This is a genomic window from Sphingobacterium sp. 18053, assembly GCF_902706145.1.
Taxonomy (GTDB): Bacteria; Bacteroidota; Bacteroidia; order Sphingobacteriales; family Sphingobacteriaceae; genus Sphingobacterium; species Sphingobacterium paramultivorum.
Genome location: NZ_CACSJW010000004.1, coordinates 95,220 through 112,717, shown reverse-complemented (window position 1 = coordinate 112,717; position 17,498 = coordinate 95,220). Strand labels below are relative to the sequence as shown.

Genomic DNA, 17,498 nt, shown 5'->3' with positions numbered 1-17,498 from the left:
CACGTATAGCTTATCAACTTAGTCAGACGAGCAAACACCTTATTGCACTTGGATTGATTCTTCCCGAAGCATCTGTTTGAATTTGGGATCTCGTATATAACGACTAAAATCATGGCTTGACATTCCTGTGAAATCAGTCATAGAAAAGATGCTGTAATTTTTCTTAAGGGCGTTATAACTTTCCTCTTTGTATCCGAGATCAGTTGGATTAAGTTTGTTCGATAAGAATCCAAAAAACTTCTTCAACATCTTGTCAGTCCCGTTGATAGTGATGTGTATTTTCTTGACTTGTGAGCTGAGATTCACAAATTTTTTTGTGTTACTTGCCGTATCCGTATATTGAAACTCGGAAAGTCCTATCGCTGGAGCCAGCATAACGCAGGTAATTCTATTTTTGTTTTCTAACAATGGCTTTGCCCGCTCGATATCAACATTGTGAACGTCTTTTGCTTGAGCTGAAAATGAGCTATTGTATTCAGGATTTGAAATAGCGCTCATAACCACAGATGCTCCACGACTATGTGATATGATGAAGACATCCTTTTCGGCCATATTGTTCAGTATACGTCTTAATCCAAATTCACCGGCCATCTGGCTAAAAGAGGCCGCTGAAAACCAGTTTTTGGCGGAACGAAAAGGGGAGGTAGATCGTAGACCATCCCAATAAAATCGAATGATTTCATCGTTTTTAGGGTTTGTAATGATATGATCGGAAATATATTTATATTGTTTTACAACAGATTCTTCATCAGCATTGAAGCCATGGACTAAAATGAACACACGTTTTTTGGGGGCAATACGTTTAGACAAACGCAGCATGTTACCGCGTTCAAAAGCGAGTAATTGTTCGCGGTCACCTCTGTCGGTGGCAATTTTCATAAGCGAATAAGGATCTCGAGCAGCTTTATTGGAAGGAATGCCATAATTTTTCTTCCAATTGTCGGGGTAGAAATTACCATTTTGATCCACAAATGAGTACCATAGGTTAGGATCTACACCGGTATTGGGGGTAGCCGAATCGGGAAGATTATGGATAAGGCCACACGAAGTGAACAGGCTGATAACGATGATAATATAGAAAAAATACCTTTTGTTCATATGATTTATTTCCTACTATTCCAGAATTTAATTTTTAACTAGGATCCAATGGCTACTAAATTGGATATATTTTCACAAAAAAAGCGATTTGTTGTAATATAGTCATTATTTTGGACAGCGAAAAGTAGTTTGTATTTTGAACACTTCATATTTGCTGAAATTTAGCAGGACCAAGCTACAAATCACTTCTTTGTGATTAAATAAAGTTTGTTGCGTTGGTTGGTGAAAAGTTGATAATTTAAAGCTGGATTTGCATAAAAGCCATATGCATTAAATTGGTCGGTATTCTCAAAGGTTAGTGTGCCGATGTTTTTATTGTTGATATCGACTTGAGACCAATGCCATTTTTCGTCCAGATATAAGCTGTCTTTAAATCTTAAGGTGTCATTTTCGACAATAAGCTGTGAGAATAGGCAGCCTTGCCAAAGGTCTCCTTTTTCATATTTCCCCGTTTTGACGTCATGTCTATTGCGAACACGTTTGATTTTCTGATAATAAACTGATCTAATGTTAGGGGGAGTAGTATTCGTTACCCATTCATTCTTATCCCAGTGACCGAAAAGATCATTTACGGTATGGCCCTTAGATGAGCTTTGTGGGTCTAAATTATTATCATCCGATATGTTTTCGTTGAATATATACCATTTATCGTCCATAAAATAAGTTCGCTTTGTATAGCTTTTCGAATTGCTTTGATCGAAATGATAGATTTTCTCTGACAGCAGATAGGTGGCTTTACTTTTAATATCATTTAGTTTTTGGTCCTGTTTATCTGTGGACCAATTTAGATTTGCGTTGAATACTTCAATTGTTTTTTTTGTAGTATCTCCATTCAATGGCCAGCTGCGAAAGTAATGTTTGGAAACGTTGATCAAGTACCCCTCAAATAAAACTTCTGAATCCTCATCCTTGTCCTGTTTAAAGGAGTATTCATCAACCTGCTTACCATCTTTATCCAGTCTATAGAATGTATGAATAACTGTTGATGGACTATCAGTGTCGGTTGCACCGGTTAAACAATGAATGATTAATTCATTGTTTTTAGTCAAAAACTGATCTATAGGGTTGTCACTTGCCTTGAAGAGTATGATTTCATGTTTCCCAAACTGGTTTTTTAGCTTGTTAATGTCATCATATTTGCTGTATTCATTTGGCAGTTTTGAGGAGTGGAAAAAGTTTTGAAGCCTAATATCTATATCAAAAATACCATTTGTATAAATAATAGTGCATGCGATCAGGGCACATCCCAGTAAGTAGTACTTCAAATTGCGTGTATCCTTTACCAGCAAAAAGAAATGGAAAAATATCCAGCTCAGTACGCAAACAAGAGGTGAAAAAATAATATAACTCAACTTTTCATTGCTGCTTAGATCAAAAACGAAAAAACTGATGAGATATGCCGTCATAAAGATTAGGCATAATATAAAAGACTTCAATAACAGTTTCTTTTTGGCTTTCTTCGGTTCCTGATCTATCTGTTGCAATATCTTATAATTTAGTATAGGCTATATCCGATCTAACGCTGGACCGATATAGGTGTAATTTAAACTTTTTCTTTAAGGTTTCAAATAATAGATTAAAATCGTTATTCTAGCAGCATGCATAGCGTTGTATTAATTTCTATTGGATCTTGGGAAGACTTCCTTAACTCCACCTTTTGTTAAAATAATGGAATTGTAGCCATCTGTTTTGTCGTCAACAAACTCGATCGTTCTATCGTTGTCGTCTGCTCTGAAAAATTTTGTTTTAGACTCGGGAATGAGTTCAATATCCGCATCATTATAATAGAGTTTGCCACCAATTTTTAATATCCGTATTTTTCCATACTCACCCACATAGTTATTGTATATGGTCGTATCTATTTTGGCACGATGATGTTTGTAGGGCATTTCTACTTCTTTGCCAAAGGCAATTGCAGAAAGTCCGTAACCTATGATATGGGAGGGGGAGCTGTTGTTAAAAAGGACAGTGACAAAGAGTTTGTCGTCAGTAAATCGATTAAAAGAAGTCATTGTCCCAAAGAATCCACCGTCATGTGCAATCAAATAATGTCCGTGATTATAAAATGGATTGATGATGAATCCATAGCCCCAATTTTCGGAGTTATATGGTGTAAACATTTTTTCCTTCATCGCTGCCGATAGGATCGTTGTTCCATAAAGTGCTTGGTCCCAAATGGCTAGATCTTCCACGGTTGAATAAATACCGTCGTGACCTAGGTTGATCTCCCAGTTGATATAGGGGTTATGGATAAAACCTTCGTCATTATGATAATATACTTTTGCTTTTTTTGTCACGATGGATTCATTGTTACTAACTCCGGTGTTATTCATCCCAGCTTTATCAAATATATTTTTCTTTAAAAAAGTAGCGTAATGCTCACCGGAGACTTTTTCAATAATCTTTGCTAACAAATAATAACCGATATTACTATAGGCGCTCTTTGTTCCGGGTGAGAATTCGAAAGGAATTTTCTTGATGGCGGCATAAGCGGAATCGCGATTTATACTGCTTAACGCGATTTCTTTAAAACCCATAGCAAGTCCGGAGGTGTGTGACAGCAACATGTGGATGCTGATACTATCGGCTTTTGGATAATCGGGGAAAAATTTACTGAGTTTATCATTTAGGGATAATCGCCCGCTGTCGACGAGCTGTAAAATAGCGGCTGCGGTAAATTGTTTTGTGACCGATGCCAACTGGAATTTAGTGTCTAACGTGTTTTTTATATTCCATTCATAATCTGCTAAACCGTAGGCTTTTTTTAATAAAATTGCGCCATTTTTCATGACAAGAACTGTTCCACTAAAATTATTCACATCAGCTTGTGCCTGCATGTAGGCTGCAAGTTTGGCTGATGTTTTTTCTTGGGCCACAAGAAAAACTGGACAAAGCATAAGTAGGATTAGAAGCTTCATAATGTATTGTATAAATAATTATGGAGCAATGTTACTGTTTAATAACATAGTGTGATTGTATTTTTGTAAACCTGCTAAATAAAAATCCACTTTATCTGGCTCCGTTCAAGATTAGCTATTTTGGAAAAGAAAATTTTTGGCGTAAATCCTGTTAATTTTTTAAAATCTCTAATCATGTGGGACTGATCGAAATAATCCAGGTTATAAGACAGACCTATTTTGTTTCTATCTTCGAGGTGGCTTTGAATTGCAGCTCGAAATCTGATGATTTTTTTGAATTGGGAGGGTGTTTTACAGATATGTTGATCAAATTGCTTATTTATGGTTGTTCTCGATCTTCCTGTTTTTAGCGAAAATTCTGATATCGATTGATTGAGGTTGCTTTTATCCTGCATTTCGGTAATTATGTTTTCGAGCAACACATTTTCAAATGGCCAAAATTTTGATATCCAATAGTGTTCTAATGCCTTGATTCGCTCGTCTTGGTCGTCTATGGAAAGGATGGATCTCATAGCATCTTTATAATACAGATGCGGGTTAAAATCGGGAAATGTTCCGCTGTTATAATAGCTTAAATCATTGGGTATAAAAGCATTTATCCCAAGAGGTTTGAAGTAAGTGGTAATTTCATTTATTTTCCCCTCGTAACTCACTAAAACAGGTTCATTAAAATTGCATACAAGGTTTGTTTCTATCGAATTGGATGGACAATGCTTTGTAATGACCTTATTTGGGCTGACCATAGTTTTGGTCTGCTCACTTATCGTCACAATGGTGTAAATACTCGGAAATGTAAAATATGCCGTCGCTTTTTCTTCGTCAGTTTTCTCAAGTATATAGAAGCATTCAATATATTTTTTTAGGAGTAAGCTCTCTGGTCTATATATTTTTATCGTCATCTCTTTTCTTCATATAAATAGGCGTTGTTCTTGCCTCATCCTTTTAAACTTGGAAGTATTTGATAATCGATTTAAATATAGACAACCTTTATGATAATTTCCACCAAGCTTTATTTCTTAAAATACTTATTTTTAGATTGAGGAAACGATGAATCCGATAGAAATTAATTTTTATTGTAATTTAGTAGCTAATTAACCGTTTAATTAAAAAAAATGAACGATTTGAACCCGGAAGAGAATTACATCGCAATAAACAAACACTCGTGGAATAACAGAACGGATACGCATTTAAAATCAGATTTTTACAATCTAACAGGATTTTTAAAAGGGGAGACTTCGCTGAATTCAATTGAATTAGCATTATTGGGTGATATCAGCGGGAAAAAAATATTACACTTACAATGTCATTTCGGACAGGATACAATTTCTTTGAGTAGACTTGGCGCAAAAGTTACTGGTGTTGACCTATCTGACAAGGCTATAGAAAGTGCCCGCGAAATTGCGAAAGATACGCATGCTGATGTGCAGTTTATCTGTTGTGATCTATATGAGCTTGAGAATCATCTTGATGAACAATTTGATCTAGTCTTTACAAGTTACGGAACGATTACTTGGTTACCTGATTTAGATAAATGGGCGAAAATAATTTCACGTTTCTTGAAACCTGAAGGGAAGTTTATCTTTGTCGAGTTTCATCCAGTTGTTTGGATGTTCGATGACAATTTTGATAAAATTGGCTATAATTATTTCAATATTGCTCCAATTGTTGAAACAGAGGAGGGAACCTATGCCGATAAAGATGCCGCTATTTCGCAGTCCTATGTCACTTGGAATCATAGTATGAGTGAGGTCGTTGGTGCTTTACTTCATAATGGGCTGAACATTCAAGACCTGAACGAATTTGACTATTCACCTTATCCCATTTTTAAAAACATGACAGAGTTGGATCCTAAAAAATTCAGAATAGCCCATTTAGGAAATAAGATTCCTATGGTCTATGCTATTGTTGCGCGTAAAAGTGAATAAATAAAATTCTGGGAATCGACCAGGTACTTATTTCTTTTTCAAATAACGATTTATCATGGGGCTAAAATCTATTTTGGATGAAACCTGAATATGTTCTGCCAATACTGAGGCGGGAAATTCATCCAAAGTTTTGAAATTAATACAGCCTTTTTGAAACTTGGCCTTTGGTATTTTTAATTTTAGTTCTTCCATTAATTCGGGGTTAGTATAGATGACCAAGGAATGGAATGAAATATAATTCTTCGCGACTGTTAACCCGTATTTAAATACGCCTTGTTCATTAAAGCTGATTGCATTAGGGTTTGACATGAATTTTCCAAAGCTTTCCGAAACGGTATTGTCATTTTCTGATATTGCTTTCCGAAATTGACGAATTATTTGTTGCTCAGTGTCTGAAAGCGTATCAATATATTGATCTATTTCCATTAATTTTTTATTGTCCATAAAGGCTGTAGTTGTTCGCTAAAAATATTAAATTTTCTTTTATATCGATGTAGGCCGGCATAAAAAAGATTATACGGCTTATGGCTAAGGATTGCTTAAAAGAAATTATTCAGGATTTTCTCCCGGTGGAATAATTCTGTTGGCTACCCTAATAGCATGTTGTGAACATATTTTGTGTCGATTCGGATTTATTGTTGTACTATGACACTTATAGGAAGTTCCGTTTAGATTTTATATATTGCATCTATCAATTTTAAACCAACATTTAATTTCTCAACAATATAAATCTTCAGTTATGTGCAATAGTAGTCTTGAGGATCTTTTTCTTTTGGTGAAAGAGTCGAATGAAGATGCATTTGACGAACTTTATCATCGAACTTGGAAAAAATTGTATGAAATTGCTCTCAGACGCCTGCAACATGAAAATACAGCAAAAGAAGTTATTCAGGATCTTTACATTGATTTATGGGAGAAGCGGCATCGCAAAACAATTCAAGATGTCGATCATTACCTTTGCCAAGCCGTCCGTTTTAAAGTGATTGACAGGTTTCGAAAGGAAAAGAGGTATTTTGAAGAATTAGAAACAATGGTTGAAGAGCTAAGCGATGGATCAACCGCCGATGGCAACTATATTCAAACTGAATTGGAATCTATGCTGCATAACTGGATTGCACGTATGCCACAAAAACGCAGAGAAATATTCTTGCTTCGCTACAATGAGGATAAAACTGTTAAGGAAATTGCGAAATTATTGGGCCTGTCGACGAAAACTGTTCACAATCAATTGCTTAATACAACAAATGCACTTAAACTTCTAATCCAAAAAATTCTTTTTATGTTTTTTTAATTTTTTTTGGGAATTATCATTAGTCACAACGACATATAAGAAAGGAACCAATATAAACCATCTTATATGTCTGAAAGGAAACGTCATGTTCGCACAGTTTTAAAAGATCTTCTCGATCGGTATATTTCGGGAGATACCAATCCTGAAGAACGACAATTTGTTGAATACCTGTACGACGCAATGGACAGGGAGGGAGAGGTGCAAAATGATATGGATCGCGTCGGAGAGGAGATTAAAGAAAAGGTTCATCATCGTATTAAAAAGCGTACTTTAAGTTTTCATATACCCAAAATAGGGTATGCTGCAGCAAGCATTATGATCCTTTTTGGGATATTTATATCCTATAGGCTCATCGATAATTCAAAAACAAGCGAAAAAGTTCTTCATGTCACTAATCATAATCCGTCGTTAATAATCGGGAAAGAAAAACGGTTTGATTTGTTAGATACCTTGCCACAAGGAGCTCATTACACAACCATCAACGATGAAAAAGTACTAGCATTAAGTACGGTTGCCAATGGGACAGATTTAGGGAAACTGCGCATAGAAAATCCTTCGAGAAATGTATTTTCTGTTTTACTGAACGATAGCACACAAGTGTGGCTTAATTACTTGGCAACAATTGAACTTGAACCTGATTTTAATAAGAATAACCGTTCTGTCCATATTACTGGGGAGGTTTATTTTGATGTTCATAAACAATATTCTGCAGGTAAAAGGATTCCGTTTTCAGTCCACTCTGCCTTGCAGACCATTGAGGTATTGGGAACAAAATTCAATGTAAATACATCGGGCAATTCCGAAGAAAATGTATTGCTTACAGAAGGGAGTATTCGTCTTACGCATAATCGCTATGGAACACAGGTGCTTATTAAGCCGGGACAGCAGGCTTTTTTGGAAAAAGATAAACCTAAAATCTTACTTATTCAATCTGAAAATATCGAAAAAGCAAATGCCTGGCGTAAAGGTTTGTTTTATTTTGATAATGAGAAGCTCGCTGAAGTTGCTCTCGAATTTGAACAATGGTACGGAATTCCAATTGTTATAGATTCAAAAATTGCAGGACTTCCCATTACAGGAATGATCAGCAGATATGAAAATATCAGCGAGGTTTTGGCGATCATTAAGATGACCAATAATATAAACTATATAGAAAGGAAAGGAACAATATATGTAACAGAAGCAAATCCATAAAAAATTAGGAATGCTGCTACATTCCTAATCGCGCCTTAACGGCTTTTGGTAATGATCAATTATTAATCAATTTTCAAATGTATAAATTACTTATGACATCCCGCAAACAAAATAAGTTTGCACGCAATTTTTTGTGCCTTTTTTTTGGCAGCCTTGTCTGGTTATTTAGTTCGGCCAAGCCAATCTTTGATGTACAGAAAAACATAACAATCGATTTTAATAATATTCCGGTTAAGCAGGTCTTTAAAGAGTTAAATAGTAAAACCGGTTTAAAATTTATTTATTCCCCAAATGACATCGACGACTCGAAGCGTATATCCATGACATTTAGAGAGCAGCCGATAAAGACTGTTCTAGATAAGATCTTTTCAAGTTTAAAGATTTCTTACACGTTAAATGACAATACAATTATTGTGAAGCGTGGCCTTCAACAAGCTTCAATACAAGAAGGCCGCGTCATTGCGGGTCGGGTTCTTAATAAGCGACAGACGGCCCTGGCAAATGCTACTGTCGCGACAGGCCTTGGCAAGAATAGCACATCGACAGATGACCAAGGTCAGTTTACACTCAAGCTAGACCCGCAGGACAGTTATTTCATGGTTAGTCTTGTCGGTTATGTAAGTCAGCGTGTACCACTCAAAACAAACGGAGAGTATACGGTGATATTAGCTGATAGTATCAGCGCACTGGACGAGGTCGTTGTTGTCGGTTTTGGTACCCAAAGGCGTGCCTCTGTAGTAGGTGCGATCACGACGATAGAACCCAAACGCTTGCAAATAGGAACATCTCGTTCTATGAGTAACAATCTTGCGGGACAGCTTGCAGGTATTATTGCCGTACAGCGATCTGGAGAACCGGGGTACGATAATTCAAACTTTTGGATACGTGGTATCAGTACTTTCGGTGGAAGCAGAAGCCCATTGATTCTTGTGGACGGTGTAGAGCGGTCTTTGGATAATATGGATCCCGAAGAAATCGAGTCGTTTTCGATATTGAAGGACGCGGCAGCGAGTGCAGTTTATGGCGTAAGAGGGGCAAATGGAGTGATTTTGATCAATACAAAGAGAGGAAAAGTGGGTAAGCCCAATGTTTCTGCTCGTTTTGAGCAGGGGATCACATCACCAGTACAGCTGCCTAAATTTGTTGGTGCAGCTGATTATTTGGAGGTAATGAATAGTATTCGGGAGGAACGTGGGGAGCAAGGCTTATATTCGAAAGAGCGGATCGAAAACATCCGTAACCATACGGATCCAGACCTTTATCCTGATGTCAATTGGTTAGATGCAGTACTTCGGGACCAAGCTGGAAATTCACGGGCGAATGTTAGTGTCAATGGAGGATCTGATATTTTGCGTTATTCCTTAGTAACTTCATATTATCGGGAAGGTGGGTTGATTGAACGCGATGAAAAACAGGCTTGGAATTCATCTTCACGGTTAAACCGTTATAATGTGCGTTCCAATGTAGATATCAATGTTAGTCCAACCACTCTCTTCCGATTGAATATTGGCGGATATCTCCAGGATAGAACAAGAGCTCCCCAAAGTGTTGATGAACTATTTCAGGAGGCTTTCACTATTCCTCCCTATGTACATCCTACCATCTATTCCTCTGGTGAAATACCTAGGACACCCCAGCGGACAAACCCCTGGGCATTGGCGACTCAACGCGGGTATGAACGTATTAGCGCGAGTAAAATCGAATCTTTATTTGCGGTAGAACAGGACTTATCGTTTTGGTTGAAGGGATTAAAGGCTCGGGGGCTTTTTTCCTTTGATAGATACTCTAATACGTCGGTCGTTAGGAGTAAAAGCCCCGATTACTATAATCCAGCTATCGGAAGGGACGAAAATGGGAAATTAAAGTTAGTCATTGATAGTTATGGACAGGAATTTTTAGGCTATGAAAAAAATTCAGACTGGGGCGATAAAAGCATGTATCTTGAGGGAGCTATTAATTATGTTCAATCTTTTGGTGGCCATAACGTAGAGGGAATGTTTTTATACAATCAGCGAAATTACGATAATGGGGATCTTTTGCCTTATCGGAATCAAGGAATCGCAGGTAGATTTTCATACAATTATAGCAACAGATATATTGGGGAATTTAATTTTGGTTATAATGGATCCGAAAACTTTGCTCCAGGAAAACGTTATGGGTTCTTTCCTTCCTTTGCATTAGGCTGGTATATTTCTGAAGAGCCTTTTATGGAACATCTAAAAAGTACATTTTCCAAAATCAAACTGCGCGGATCTTATGGATTGGTGGGGAACGATAAGTTAGATGGTCGTCGGTTTGCCTATATCACAACCATTAATGAGACCGGTGGGTATTCATGGGGTCTAAATAACGATTTTAAACGTAGTGGTCGTATGGAAGGTGATCAAGGTAACAGTGGACTTACTTGGGAAACAGTTGCTAAATCCAATATCGGTTTCGAACTAGGCTTATGGAAAACGCTGGAATTTCAGCTTGACCTGTTTAATGAGGAGCGGAAAAATATATTTATGCAACGTCGTTCTATACCCGGTTCGAGTGGTTTTACCAATGCGCCCTGGGCAAATTTTGGACGCGTAAACAATAAAGGCATCGATATGTCGCTTGAATTGAACCGGCAATTAAATCCAAACCTATTCCTTTCTGTCCGTAGCACATTTACTTATGCCCTAAACAAGATTTTAGAACAGGACGAACCCAGCGCAGTGATCGGTACCTCAAGATCTTCTACCGGAAAGCCGATCGGCCAACTGTTCGGCTTTATTGACGAAGGCCTATTTACGGATGCAGATTTTTCAGATATTGCTAATGGTACTCTTCGATCAGATATACCAAGACATACTTTTGGCCCGGTGCGTCCCGGTGATATCAGATATCGGGATTTGAATGGTGATGGTGTGGTAGATGCCCTCGATAGAACTGCTATCGGTGGAACGGAGGATCCACAGATTGTATTTGGCTTCGGATCCAACTTAAGGTACAAAGCTGTTGATTTCGGTTTCTTTTTTCAGGGTGTCTCTCGCACCTACAGGATCATTGGTGGTTCAAATTTTATTCCCGGAAGTGCCAATGGAGCAATGGGAAATATTTTCGACAATGTTTCCGATAGATGGACCTTGGATAATCCTAGACAGGACGTTTTCTATCCACGGCTTTCTGACTATCAAAGCGCGAATAATAATTTGGCCTCCACTTGGTGGCTTAGGGACATGAGTTTTATAAGACTACGTAATATTGAAGTGGGCTATAGCTTACCATCAAAAATTCTTGATCATCTCGCTATCCGTAATTTTAGAATATTTCTGCGTGGTAATAACTTGCTGACAGTGAGTGAATTTAAGCTTTGGGATCCAGAGCTTGGGGTTAATAATGGTATGCGCTATCCGATCATGAAATCTGTTTCTATGGGATTGGAATTGAATTTTAAATAGAAATAACCTATACAATGAAGACTATAAAATATAATGTTACCCGTATATTACTACTTGTAGCGCTGGGTTTTACAGCGACCTCTTGTTCGAAATATTTGGACAAGAGCCCTGATGATCAGCTTACTTTAGATATGATTTTTAAAGATAAAACCAGAACAGAGGACTGGCTGGCAGGAATATACAGCAATGTACCAGATCCATATTGGGGAAATACGCGAACACTTGGCTGGGATCCACTTTCGGATGATATGGCACCGTCTACGGGTTGGGAGCAATTTGGTTGGTCAGTTATAGGGATGCAGACCGGCAATTGGAATCCCAGTACTTCATGGGATCCTAATTATTGGGTAGAACTTCCCAAACGTATTCGTTCAGCTTATATTTTTCTAGACAATGTAAAACCAAATCCTGCGCAGTTGGTGACCGAAGAGGAAGTAAATCTCATGAAAGCTGAGGCTCGCTTTATGATCGCTTATTATTACACACTTCTGCTAGAAACCTATGGTGCTATACCGTTCCATCTTGGATTGACCGATCCGAATGCATCGGCCGAAGAATTGATGATTGGACAGACACCATTTGATCAGGTCGTGCAATGGGCAGAAAAGGAGCTATTGGATTTGTCTGCTATTTTACCTGCTAAATATAGTGCCGCTCAGAAATATGGTCGCGCGACGTCTATTATGTGCTTGGCAGTCAGAGCTCGTCTTCTACTATTTGCTGCAAGCCCATTAGTCAATGGTAACACCGCATACACCGGTTTTGTAAATAATAAGGGAGAAACCATATTCAATGGAAACTATAGTGTAGATAAATGGAAAACTGCAGCAGCGGCCTCAAAATTACTATTGGAAAAAGCAGAATCAGCTGGTCATAAATTATATATTGAGTATAATGCTGATGGGTCTATAGATCCGTTTCTCTCTTATCAAAATATGTTGTTTAGACGGCCTCAAGATGGGAATGATGAGATTCTTTTTGCTCGCCCTGATTGCAATATCTGGGAATATGATAGACACGCACAACCAAGAGGTACTGGAGGAAACGGAGGACTGGGAATTACACAATCCTTAGTGGATGCTTTTTTCATGGAGAATGGTCGGAAGATTGATGACCCGTTATCTGGATACCAGGAAAAAGGATTCTCAAAGACCGCAGAAGTGCGAAATACACGCTGGGCTGAATCTCAGGGAAATGGAAAGGTGACTTTGGAAGGTACTTATAATATGTATACCCATCGTGAACCACGATTTTATATTTCGGTCTTGTATAATGGTGCTTGGTATAGACGAGAAAATCGGAGAACCGAATTTTATAGTGGTAACTGGGATGGGGGACCTACACATGACGCCCCGCAAAATGGGTATCTTGTACGTAAGAAAGTCCATCCAGATCACGACCCCCGCAATGGAACAAATCCCTATAGACCGGGAATACTTTATCGGCTTGGCGAAGTTTATCTGAACTACGCCGAAGCATTAAATGAGTCCGACGCTAATCATCCTGATATATTAAAGTATGTCAATTTGATAAGGGTACGCGCAGGTGTACCACAATATGGCGCGGGAAAAAATGCTTTACCTGCACCATCTTCGCAGGAGGGGCTGCGCAAAGTAATCCGAGACGAGCGTCGGGTAGAACTAAATAACGAGGGCATCCGGTACCGTGATGTGCGACGCTGGAAAATTGGAGAAGCTGTGTTAAATGGAAATTTCTATGGAATGAATTTTTCTGGTACAGAAAAGGATGACAATGAATCTAATCCCAAAGCATTTTTCAAACGCTCAGTTTATCAAAAGCGCATATTTACAGCAAAGAATTATTGGTTCCCAATTCCACAAACGGAGATAGATAAGAATCCAAATTTGGTTCAAAATCCAGACTGGAAATAAGTATTAAAAATCAATCCAGTTTCAATACTTATTGAATATGCTGCTTAGCTTTTTGCTATGCAGCATATTCTTTTATAAAGAATATGTTGAATCTCTATTTCAGGTTCTAATTTAAAATTTTACCCCTCTTTATTTGTGATTTTACCCCCTTTAGTTGATAAGTTATTTATAATTTAATGTTATTAATCAAATTATAAAATTCGTATTCGTCGGAATTAGAATACGTCTGTAAAAATTATAACAAATTATAAAACTAAAAACAACATTATGAGAAAATTTATGATGGTGATTTCTATTGGAGTCATTGGGCTACTGAGCTGCCAAAAATCCGTTCAACTAGATTCTCCGACATCGCTAAAAACAAAAGCGAAGGCGAATCTGGCAAGTGTGGGCAATACTTACTACATAGATCCCAGCGGAAACGATGATAGCACAGGAATGAGCACAACTACAGCATGGAGAACGTTGGCCAAAATTAATACATCGGTTTTTGGCCCCGGCGACCGTATCTTATTCAAGAGCGGAGGCGTATGGAATGACACTTTGCATATGAAAAATTCGGGAACGGCTGAAGCTCCCATTATCATAGATAAATATGGCGGTGATGTTCGTCCGATTATCAACGGCGGTGGAAAGAGGAATGGATCAAATGCGCTATACCTTAATAAAGTATCTTATTTTGAGGTAAATAACCTCGAACTGACGAATACAATCCCAAGCGGGACAAGTTATGCTGCCACGGGGATCCGCGTGATTGGAGGCAGTTCTGCAGGAACAGCAATCAGCAATGTCTCCATTAGAAATTGTTATGTCCATGACGTCAATGGTGCTATCGATGGACAGACCAATTATAACAAAAGCTCTGGCGGGATTATCTTAGACGGTAAAATATACGGGGCTTTGGTACAAAGTTGTCATGTCGCCAACTGTTCCGTTGAAGGGATAAGGACCACTGGCGATAGGGCTATGGCAGCAAGATCAAAAGATATTATTATCGATAACAATTTGATTGAATATATCTACGGCGACGGCATCGTTATGTCTGGCGTGACGGGAGGAAGTAAAATTACCCACAATACCGTCTATAAGGCATGTATGAACACAGGCTCTGAAAATTATGCGGGTATTTGGACAATTGGCAGCTTGAATACGCTGGTGGCATATAATGAGGTTTATGGTATGACAGGCGGAGGGGCCAACGATGGAGTCGCGTTCGATGCCGATGGTTATGATACCAATTCAGTAACCGATGGAGATATCTTCGAATACAATTATTCGCATGATAATAACGGCGGATTTATGCTTTTTATGAACCAGTCTAAGAATATTAAAGTCCGCTACAACGTTTCTGTCAACGATATCGGTACAACAAGGTTAAAGAAGCTCTTTTTGATCGAAAAAACAACATACGATTCTCGTGAGATTTATAATAATGTATTCTATATCAAAAATCCAACCGCCAGCCTGTTTAACGTCATGAATGGCGTGAGTTCAGGAAAGCCTTATGCAACATTTTCAAATAATATTTTTTACACGACCTCGACCATTAGTAGTCTGTCTACTCAGGCCGATAACGGACTAAAGTTTAACAATAATTGTTTATTTCCGTCAAGTACATTTACGTCATTGAACTGGGGAACTACCGTGCGGAACAACAATTTCTATGAAGATCCGGTATTTGTCAATCCAATTGGTGGAAACGGCCTTGACGCTGCAAAAGGTTATGATGTCGGTTCCGGTTCGGCTGCCCTTAATGCTGGTGTATTTATAAGTAACAATGGGGGCGAGGATTTCGCTGGAAATGCGCTGCCATTGGGTAATCCAGATGTTGGAGCGTTTCAGCATGCTGTTGTAGCCAATGCCGGAAGTTCTCTTGCCGATGCCTATGTCCGCAACGGTACCTATGCGAGTACAAATTATGGAACTACAGCTGATCTTGTCATCAAATCCGACGCTACATCTTACGCGCGTAAAGCATACGCTAAATTTGATATTGCGATGATTACTACACCTAAAGTGAGTTCGGCAAAATTAAAAATGTATGTTGCAGGAGTGAATACAGCACCACAACGGACTATTAATATTTATACAACCTCCACGACATCTTGGTTGGAAAATAGCATTAATTGGAACAATGCACCAATGGATACTGTACTTGTCGGTAAGATTTCTGTTTCAGGGATAGGTTTACAGACCGTCGACGTCACCTCGGCTATTAACAGATTGCTTACCGGTACTGATCGTAAAGTATCCTTTCTACTTTTAAATACAGCTGCGGCTTCTTCTACAAATGATATGTCTTTTAGTAGCAGGGAAGCAACCGCCAATAAGCCAACGTTGGAACTGCTTTATTAACCGGTACTTATTTCAGGGTAATTATCTTGTATTTAGAATAACCGAATCAAAAAGCCGCAAGGAATAACAATTCTTTGCGGCTTTTGACTGGGAGAGCGTAAAAGCCTGAAACTAATTCCTAATTGGAAGTTGTCGCTCGTGCGTCATACTATAGCCAGTTTTTAAAGTTAAATGGACATACGGTGCTCACAAAAATTATTATTTCGTAAATTCATACTATGAAGTATCCGATACACTATTTGGATAGCTTCCTCATACTAATAAAAGGAATGCATGAAAAGCACGAAACGAAGTAAAGGTTTTCTCTTCAAACAATATGAAGAGCCGTTTCAAACGCCTTTTGATAAATTATTTGACATTTTCAAAGAACTGATTACCCATACCTCTGGTGATTTTGATGAAGCCATTGACTGGCTTAGGCAATTGGATAAAGAGTTCAAACTGACGACTCCAGCCTATACGATAGACGATTTCATTGCGGACCTGAAGGAAAAAGGTTATATCAGAGAAAAAGTGGAGTTTGGTAGTGAAGGTAGCGTAGATATTACCTCAAAGCTGGAGAAAGCCTTGCGTCAGCATGCCTTGGACCAGATTTTTGGGAAAATGAGGAAAGGGAAATCAGGCAATCATAAAACCAATCACCAGGGACGGAGTGACGAAAATATGGGCGATTTCAGAAACTATCAGTACGGAGATGGCTTGGAGAAAATAGTTTTGACAGAGAGCTTGAAAAACGCGCAGATCAATCATGGGATAGGCGAGTTTGCCTTATCAGAAAATGATCTCGTCGTAGAAGATACACAGTTTAAGTCGCAGATGAGTACAGTGTTGATGATCGATATCAGCCACAGTATGATTTTATACGGCGAGGATCGGATCACTCCTGCAAAAAAAGTAGCAATGGCTTTATCAGAACTTATTTTGACCCGATATCCGAAAGACTCACTTGACGTCATTGTTTTCGGAAACGATGCATGGCCTATCGCGATAAAAGACTTGCCTTATTTGCAAGTTGGACCATTTCATACCAATACGGTCGCAGGCTTAAAGCTAGCGATGGACTTGTTAAGGCGAAAACGGCATGCGAATAAGCAAATATTTATGATAACCGATGGAAAACCGAGCTGTTTAAATATGCCAGACGGTACTTATTATAAAAATCCTATGGGTTTGGATCCTTTTATCACTAGCAAGTGCTATAGTATGGCTGCGCAAGCCCGAAAGCTGGGAATACCAATTACAACTTTTATGATTGCTTCGGATCCTTATCTACAGCAATTTGTCGACGAGTTTACAGCTTCAAATCAAGGGAAGGCTTATTACACGGGACTTGGGGATCTAGGTGAAATGATTTTTGAGGATTACGAAGAAAACCGAAAAAAAAGAATACGATAAGA

Annotated in this window: 12 protein-coding genes; 7 read left to right on the top strand and 5 right to left on the bottom strand. The window is 38.4% G+C overall.

All coding sequences use genetic code 11. The annotated features are described in order from the left end of the window. Nucleotides 1-39: 39 nt before the first annotated feature. The 4 genes from GVK91_RS10365 to GVK91_RS10350 form a co-directional block, all read right to left on the bottom strand. Nucleotides 40-1,098 (bottom strand): alpha/beta hydrolase, encoded by a 1,059-nt coding sequence (locus GVK91_RS10365; RefSeq protein WP_159728550.1) that lies wholly within the window; start codon nucleotides 1,096-1,098, stop codon nucleotides 40-42. 182 nt (nucleotides 1,099-1,280) lie between these two features. Further along, nucleotides 1,281-2,504, bottom strand: coding sequence for a hypothetical protein (locus tag GVK91_RS10360; RefSeq protein ID WP_159728548.1), 1,224 nt, complete (start codon nucleotides 2,502-2,504; stop codon nucleotides 1,281-1,283). Nucleotides 2,505-2,711: 207 nt separating this feature from the next. Next, nucleotides 2,712-4,016 (bottom strand): serine hydrolase, encoded by a 1,305-nt coding sequence (locus tag GVK91_RS10355; protein WP_159728546.1) that lies wholly within the window; start codon nucleotides 4,014-4,016, stop codon nucleotides 2,712-2,714. A gap of 74 nt (nucleotides 4,017-4,090) precedes the next feature. Further along, on the bottom strand, nucleotides 4,091-4,915 hold the full coding sequence (locus tag GVK91_RS10350; protein ID WP_159728544.1) for an AraC family transcriptional regulator: 825 nt from the start codon (nucleotides 4,913-4,915) through the stop codon (nucleotides 4,091-4,093). Nucleotides 4,916-5,128: 213 nt separating this feature from the next. On the opposite strand from GVK91_RS10350, the gene GVK91_RS10345 reads away from it, so the two are divergent. Continuing rightward, nucleotides 5,129-5,941 carry a class I SAM-dependent methyltransferase gene (locus GVK91_RS10345; RefSeq protein WP_235032877.1) on the top strand — a complete coding sequence of 271 codons (813 nt, stop codon included), beginning with the start codon at nucleotides 5,129-5,131 and terminating at the stop codon, nucleotides 5,939-5,941. A 27-nt stretch (nucleotides 5,942-5,968) separates the two neighbouring features. On the opposite strand, the gene GVK91_RS10340 is transcribed toward GVK91_RS10345, so the two are convergent. Continuing rightward, nucleotides 5,969-6,385: a DUF1801 domain-containing protein gene (locus GVK91_RS10340; RefSeq protein WP_075992087.1), complete on the bottom strand. Its 417-nt coding sequence runs from the start codon at nucleotides 6,383-6,385 to the stop codon at nucleotides 5,969-5,971. A gap of 295 nt (nucleotides 6,386-6,680) precedes the next feature. Here GVK91_RS10340 and GVK91_RS10335 point away from each other — a divergent pair, with 295 nt between their 5' ends. The 6 genes from GVK91_RS10335 to GVK91_RS10310 all read left to right on the top strand — a co-directional run bounded on the left by GVK91_RS10335 (nucleotide 6,681) and on the right by GVK91_RS10310 (nucleotide 17,496). Further along, nucleotides 6,681-7,232: an RNA polymerase sigma factor gene (locus tag GVK91_RS10335; protein ID WP_159728542.1), complete on the top strand. Its 552-nt coding sequence runs from the start codon at nucleotides 6,681-6,683 to the stop codon at nucleotides 7,230-7,232. Between the two features lie 66 nt (nucleotides 7,233-7,298). After that, nucleotides 7,299-8,426 (top strand): FecR family protein, encoded by a 1,128-nt coding sequence (locus GVK91_RS10330; protein WP_159728540.1) that lies wholly within the window; start codon nucleotides 7,299-7,301, stop codon nucleotides 8,424-8,426. A 77-nt stretch (nucleotides 8,427-8,503) separates the two neighbouring features. Beyond that, nucleotides 8,504-11,854 (top strand): SusC/RagA family TonB-linked outer membrane protein, encoded by a 3,351-nt coding sequence (locus GVK91_RS10325; RefSeq protein ID WP_200845589.1) that lies wholly within the window; start codon nucleotides 8,504-8,506, stop codon nucleotides 11,852-11,854. A 14-nt stretch (nucleotides 11,855-11,868) separates the two neighbouring features. Then, entirely contained in the window at nucleotides 11,869-13,746 is a 1,878-nt protein-coding gene (locus GVK91_RS10320; RefSeq protein ID WP_159728538.1) for a RagB/SusD family nutrient uptake outer membrane protein, read from the top strand. A gap of 267 nt (nucleotides 13,747-14,013) precedes the next feature. Continuing rightward, nucleotides 14,014-16,101, top strand: a complete 2,088-nt coding sequence (locus tag GVK91_RS10315; RefSeq protein WP_159728536.1) for a DNRLRE domain-containing protein — start codon at nucleotides 14,014-14,016, stop codon at nucleotides 16,099-16,101. Nucleotides 16,102-16,374: 273 nt separating this feature from the next. Then, nucleotides 16,375-17,496, top strand: a complete 1,122-nt coding sequence (locus GVK91_RS10310) for a VWA domain-containing protein (protein ID WP_159728534.1) — start codon at nucleotides 16,375-16,377, stop codon at nucleotides 17,494-17,496. Nucleotides 17,497-17,498: the final 2 nt, after the last annotated feature.

What these genes read in the sequence shown, in the direction of transcription:
- GVK91_RS10330 (WP_159728540.1), top strand. Translation starts at nt 7,299, where the DNA reads ATGTCTGAAAGGAAACGTCATGTTCGCACAGTTTTAAAAGATCTTCTC.
- GVK91_RS10335 (WP_159728542.1), top strand. Translation starts at nt 6,681, where the DNA reads ATGTGCAATAGTAGTCTTGAGGATCTTTTTCTTTTGGTGAAAGAGTCG.
- GVK91_RS10340 (WP_075992087.1), bottom strand. Translation starts at nt 6,385, where the DNA reads ATGGACAATAAAAAATTAATGGAAATAGATCAATATATTGATACGCTT.
- GVK91_RS10315 (WP_159728536.1), top strand. Translation starts at nt 14,014, where the DNA reads ATGAGAAAATTTATGATGGTGATTTCTATTGGAGTCATTGGGCTACTG.
- GVK91_RS10365 (WP_159728550.1), bottom strand. Translation starts at nt 1,098, where the DNA reads ATGAACAAAAGGTATTTTTTCTATATTATCATCGTTATCAGCCTGTTC.
- GVK91_RS10310 (WP_159728534.1), top strand. Translation starts at nt 16,375, where the DNA reads ATGAAAAGCACGAAACGAAGTAAAGGTTTTCTCTTCAAACAATATGAA.
- GVK91_RS10320 (WP_159728538.1), top strand. Translation starts at nt 11,869, where the DNA reads ATGAAGACTATAAAATATAATGTTACCCGTATATTACTACTTGTAGCG.
- GVK91_RS10325 (WP_200845589.1), top strand. Translation starts at nt 8,504, where the DNA reads ATGTATAAATTACTTATGACATCCCGCAAACAAAATAAGTTTGCACGC.
- GVK91_RS10350 (WP_159728544.1), bottom strand. Translation starts at nt 4,915, where the DNA reads ATGACGATAAAAATATATAGACCAGAGAGCTTACTCCTAAAAAAATAT.
- GVK91_RS10360 (WP_159728548.1), bottom strand. Translation starts at nt 2,504, where the DNA reads ATGACGGCATATCTCATCAGTTTTTTCGTTTTTGATCTAAGCAGCAAT.
- GVK91_RS10345 (WP_235032877.1), top strand. Translation starts at nt 5,129, where the DNA reads ATGAACGATTTGAACCCGGAAGAGAATTACATCGCAATAAACAAACAC.
- GVK91_RS10355 (WP_159728546.1), bottom strand. Translation starts at nt 4,016, where the DNA reads ATGAAGCTTCTAATCCTACTTATGCTTTGTCCAGTTTTTCTTGTGGCC.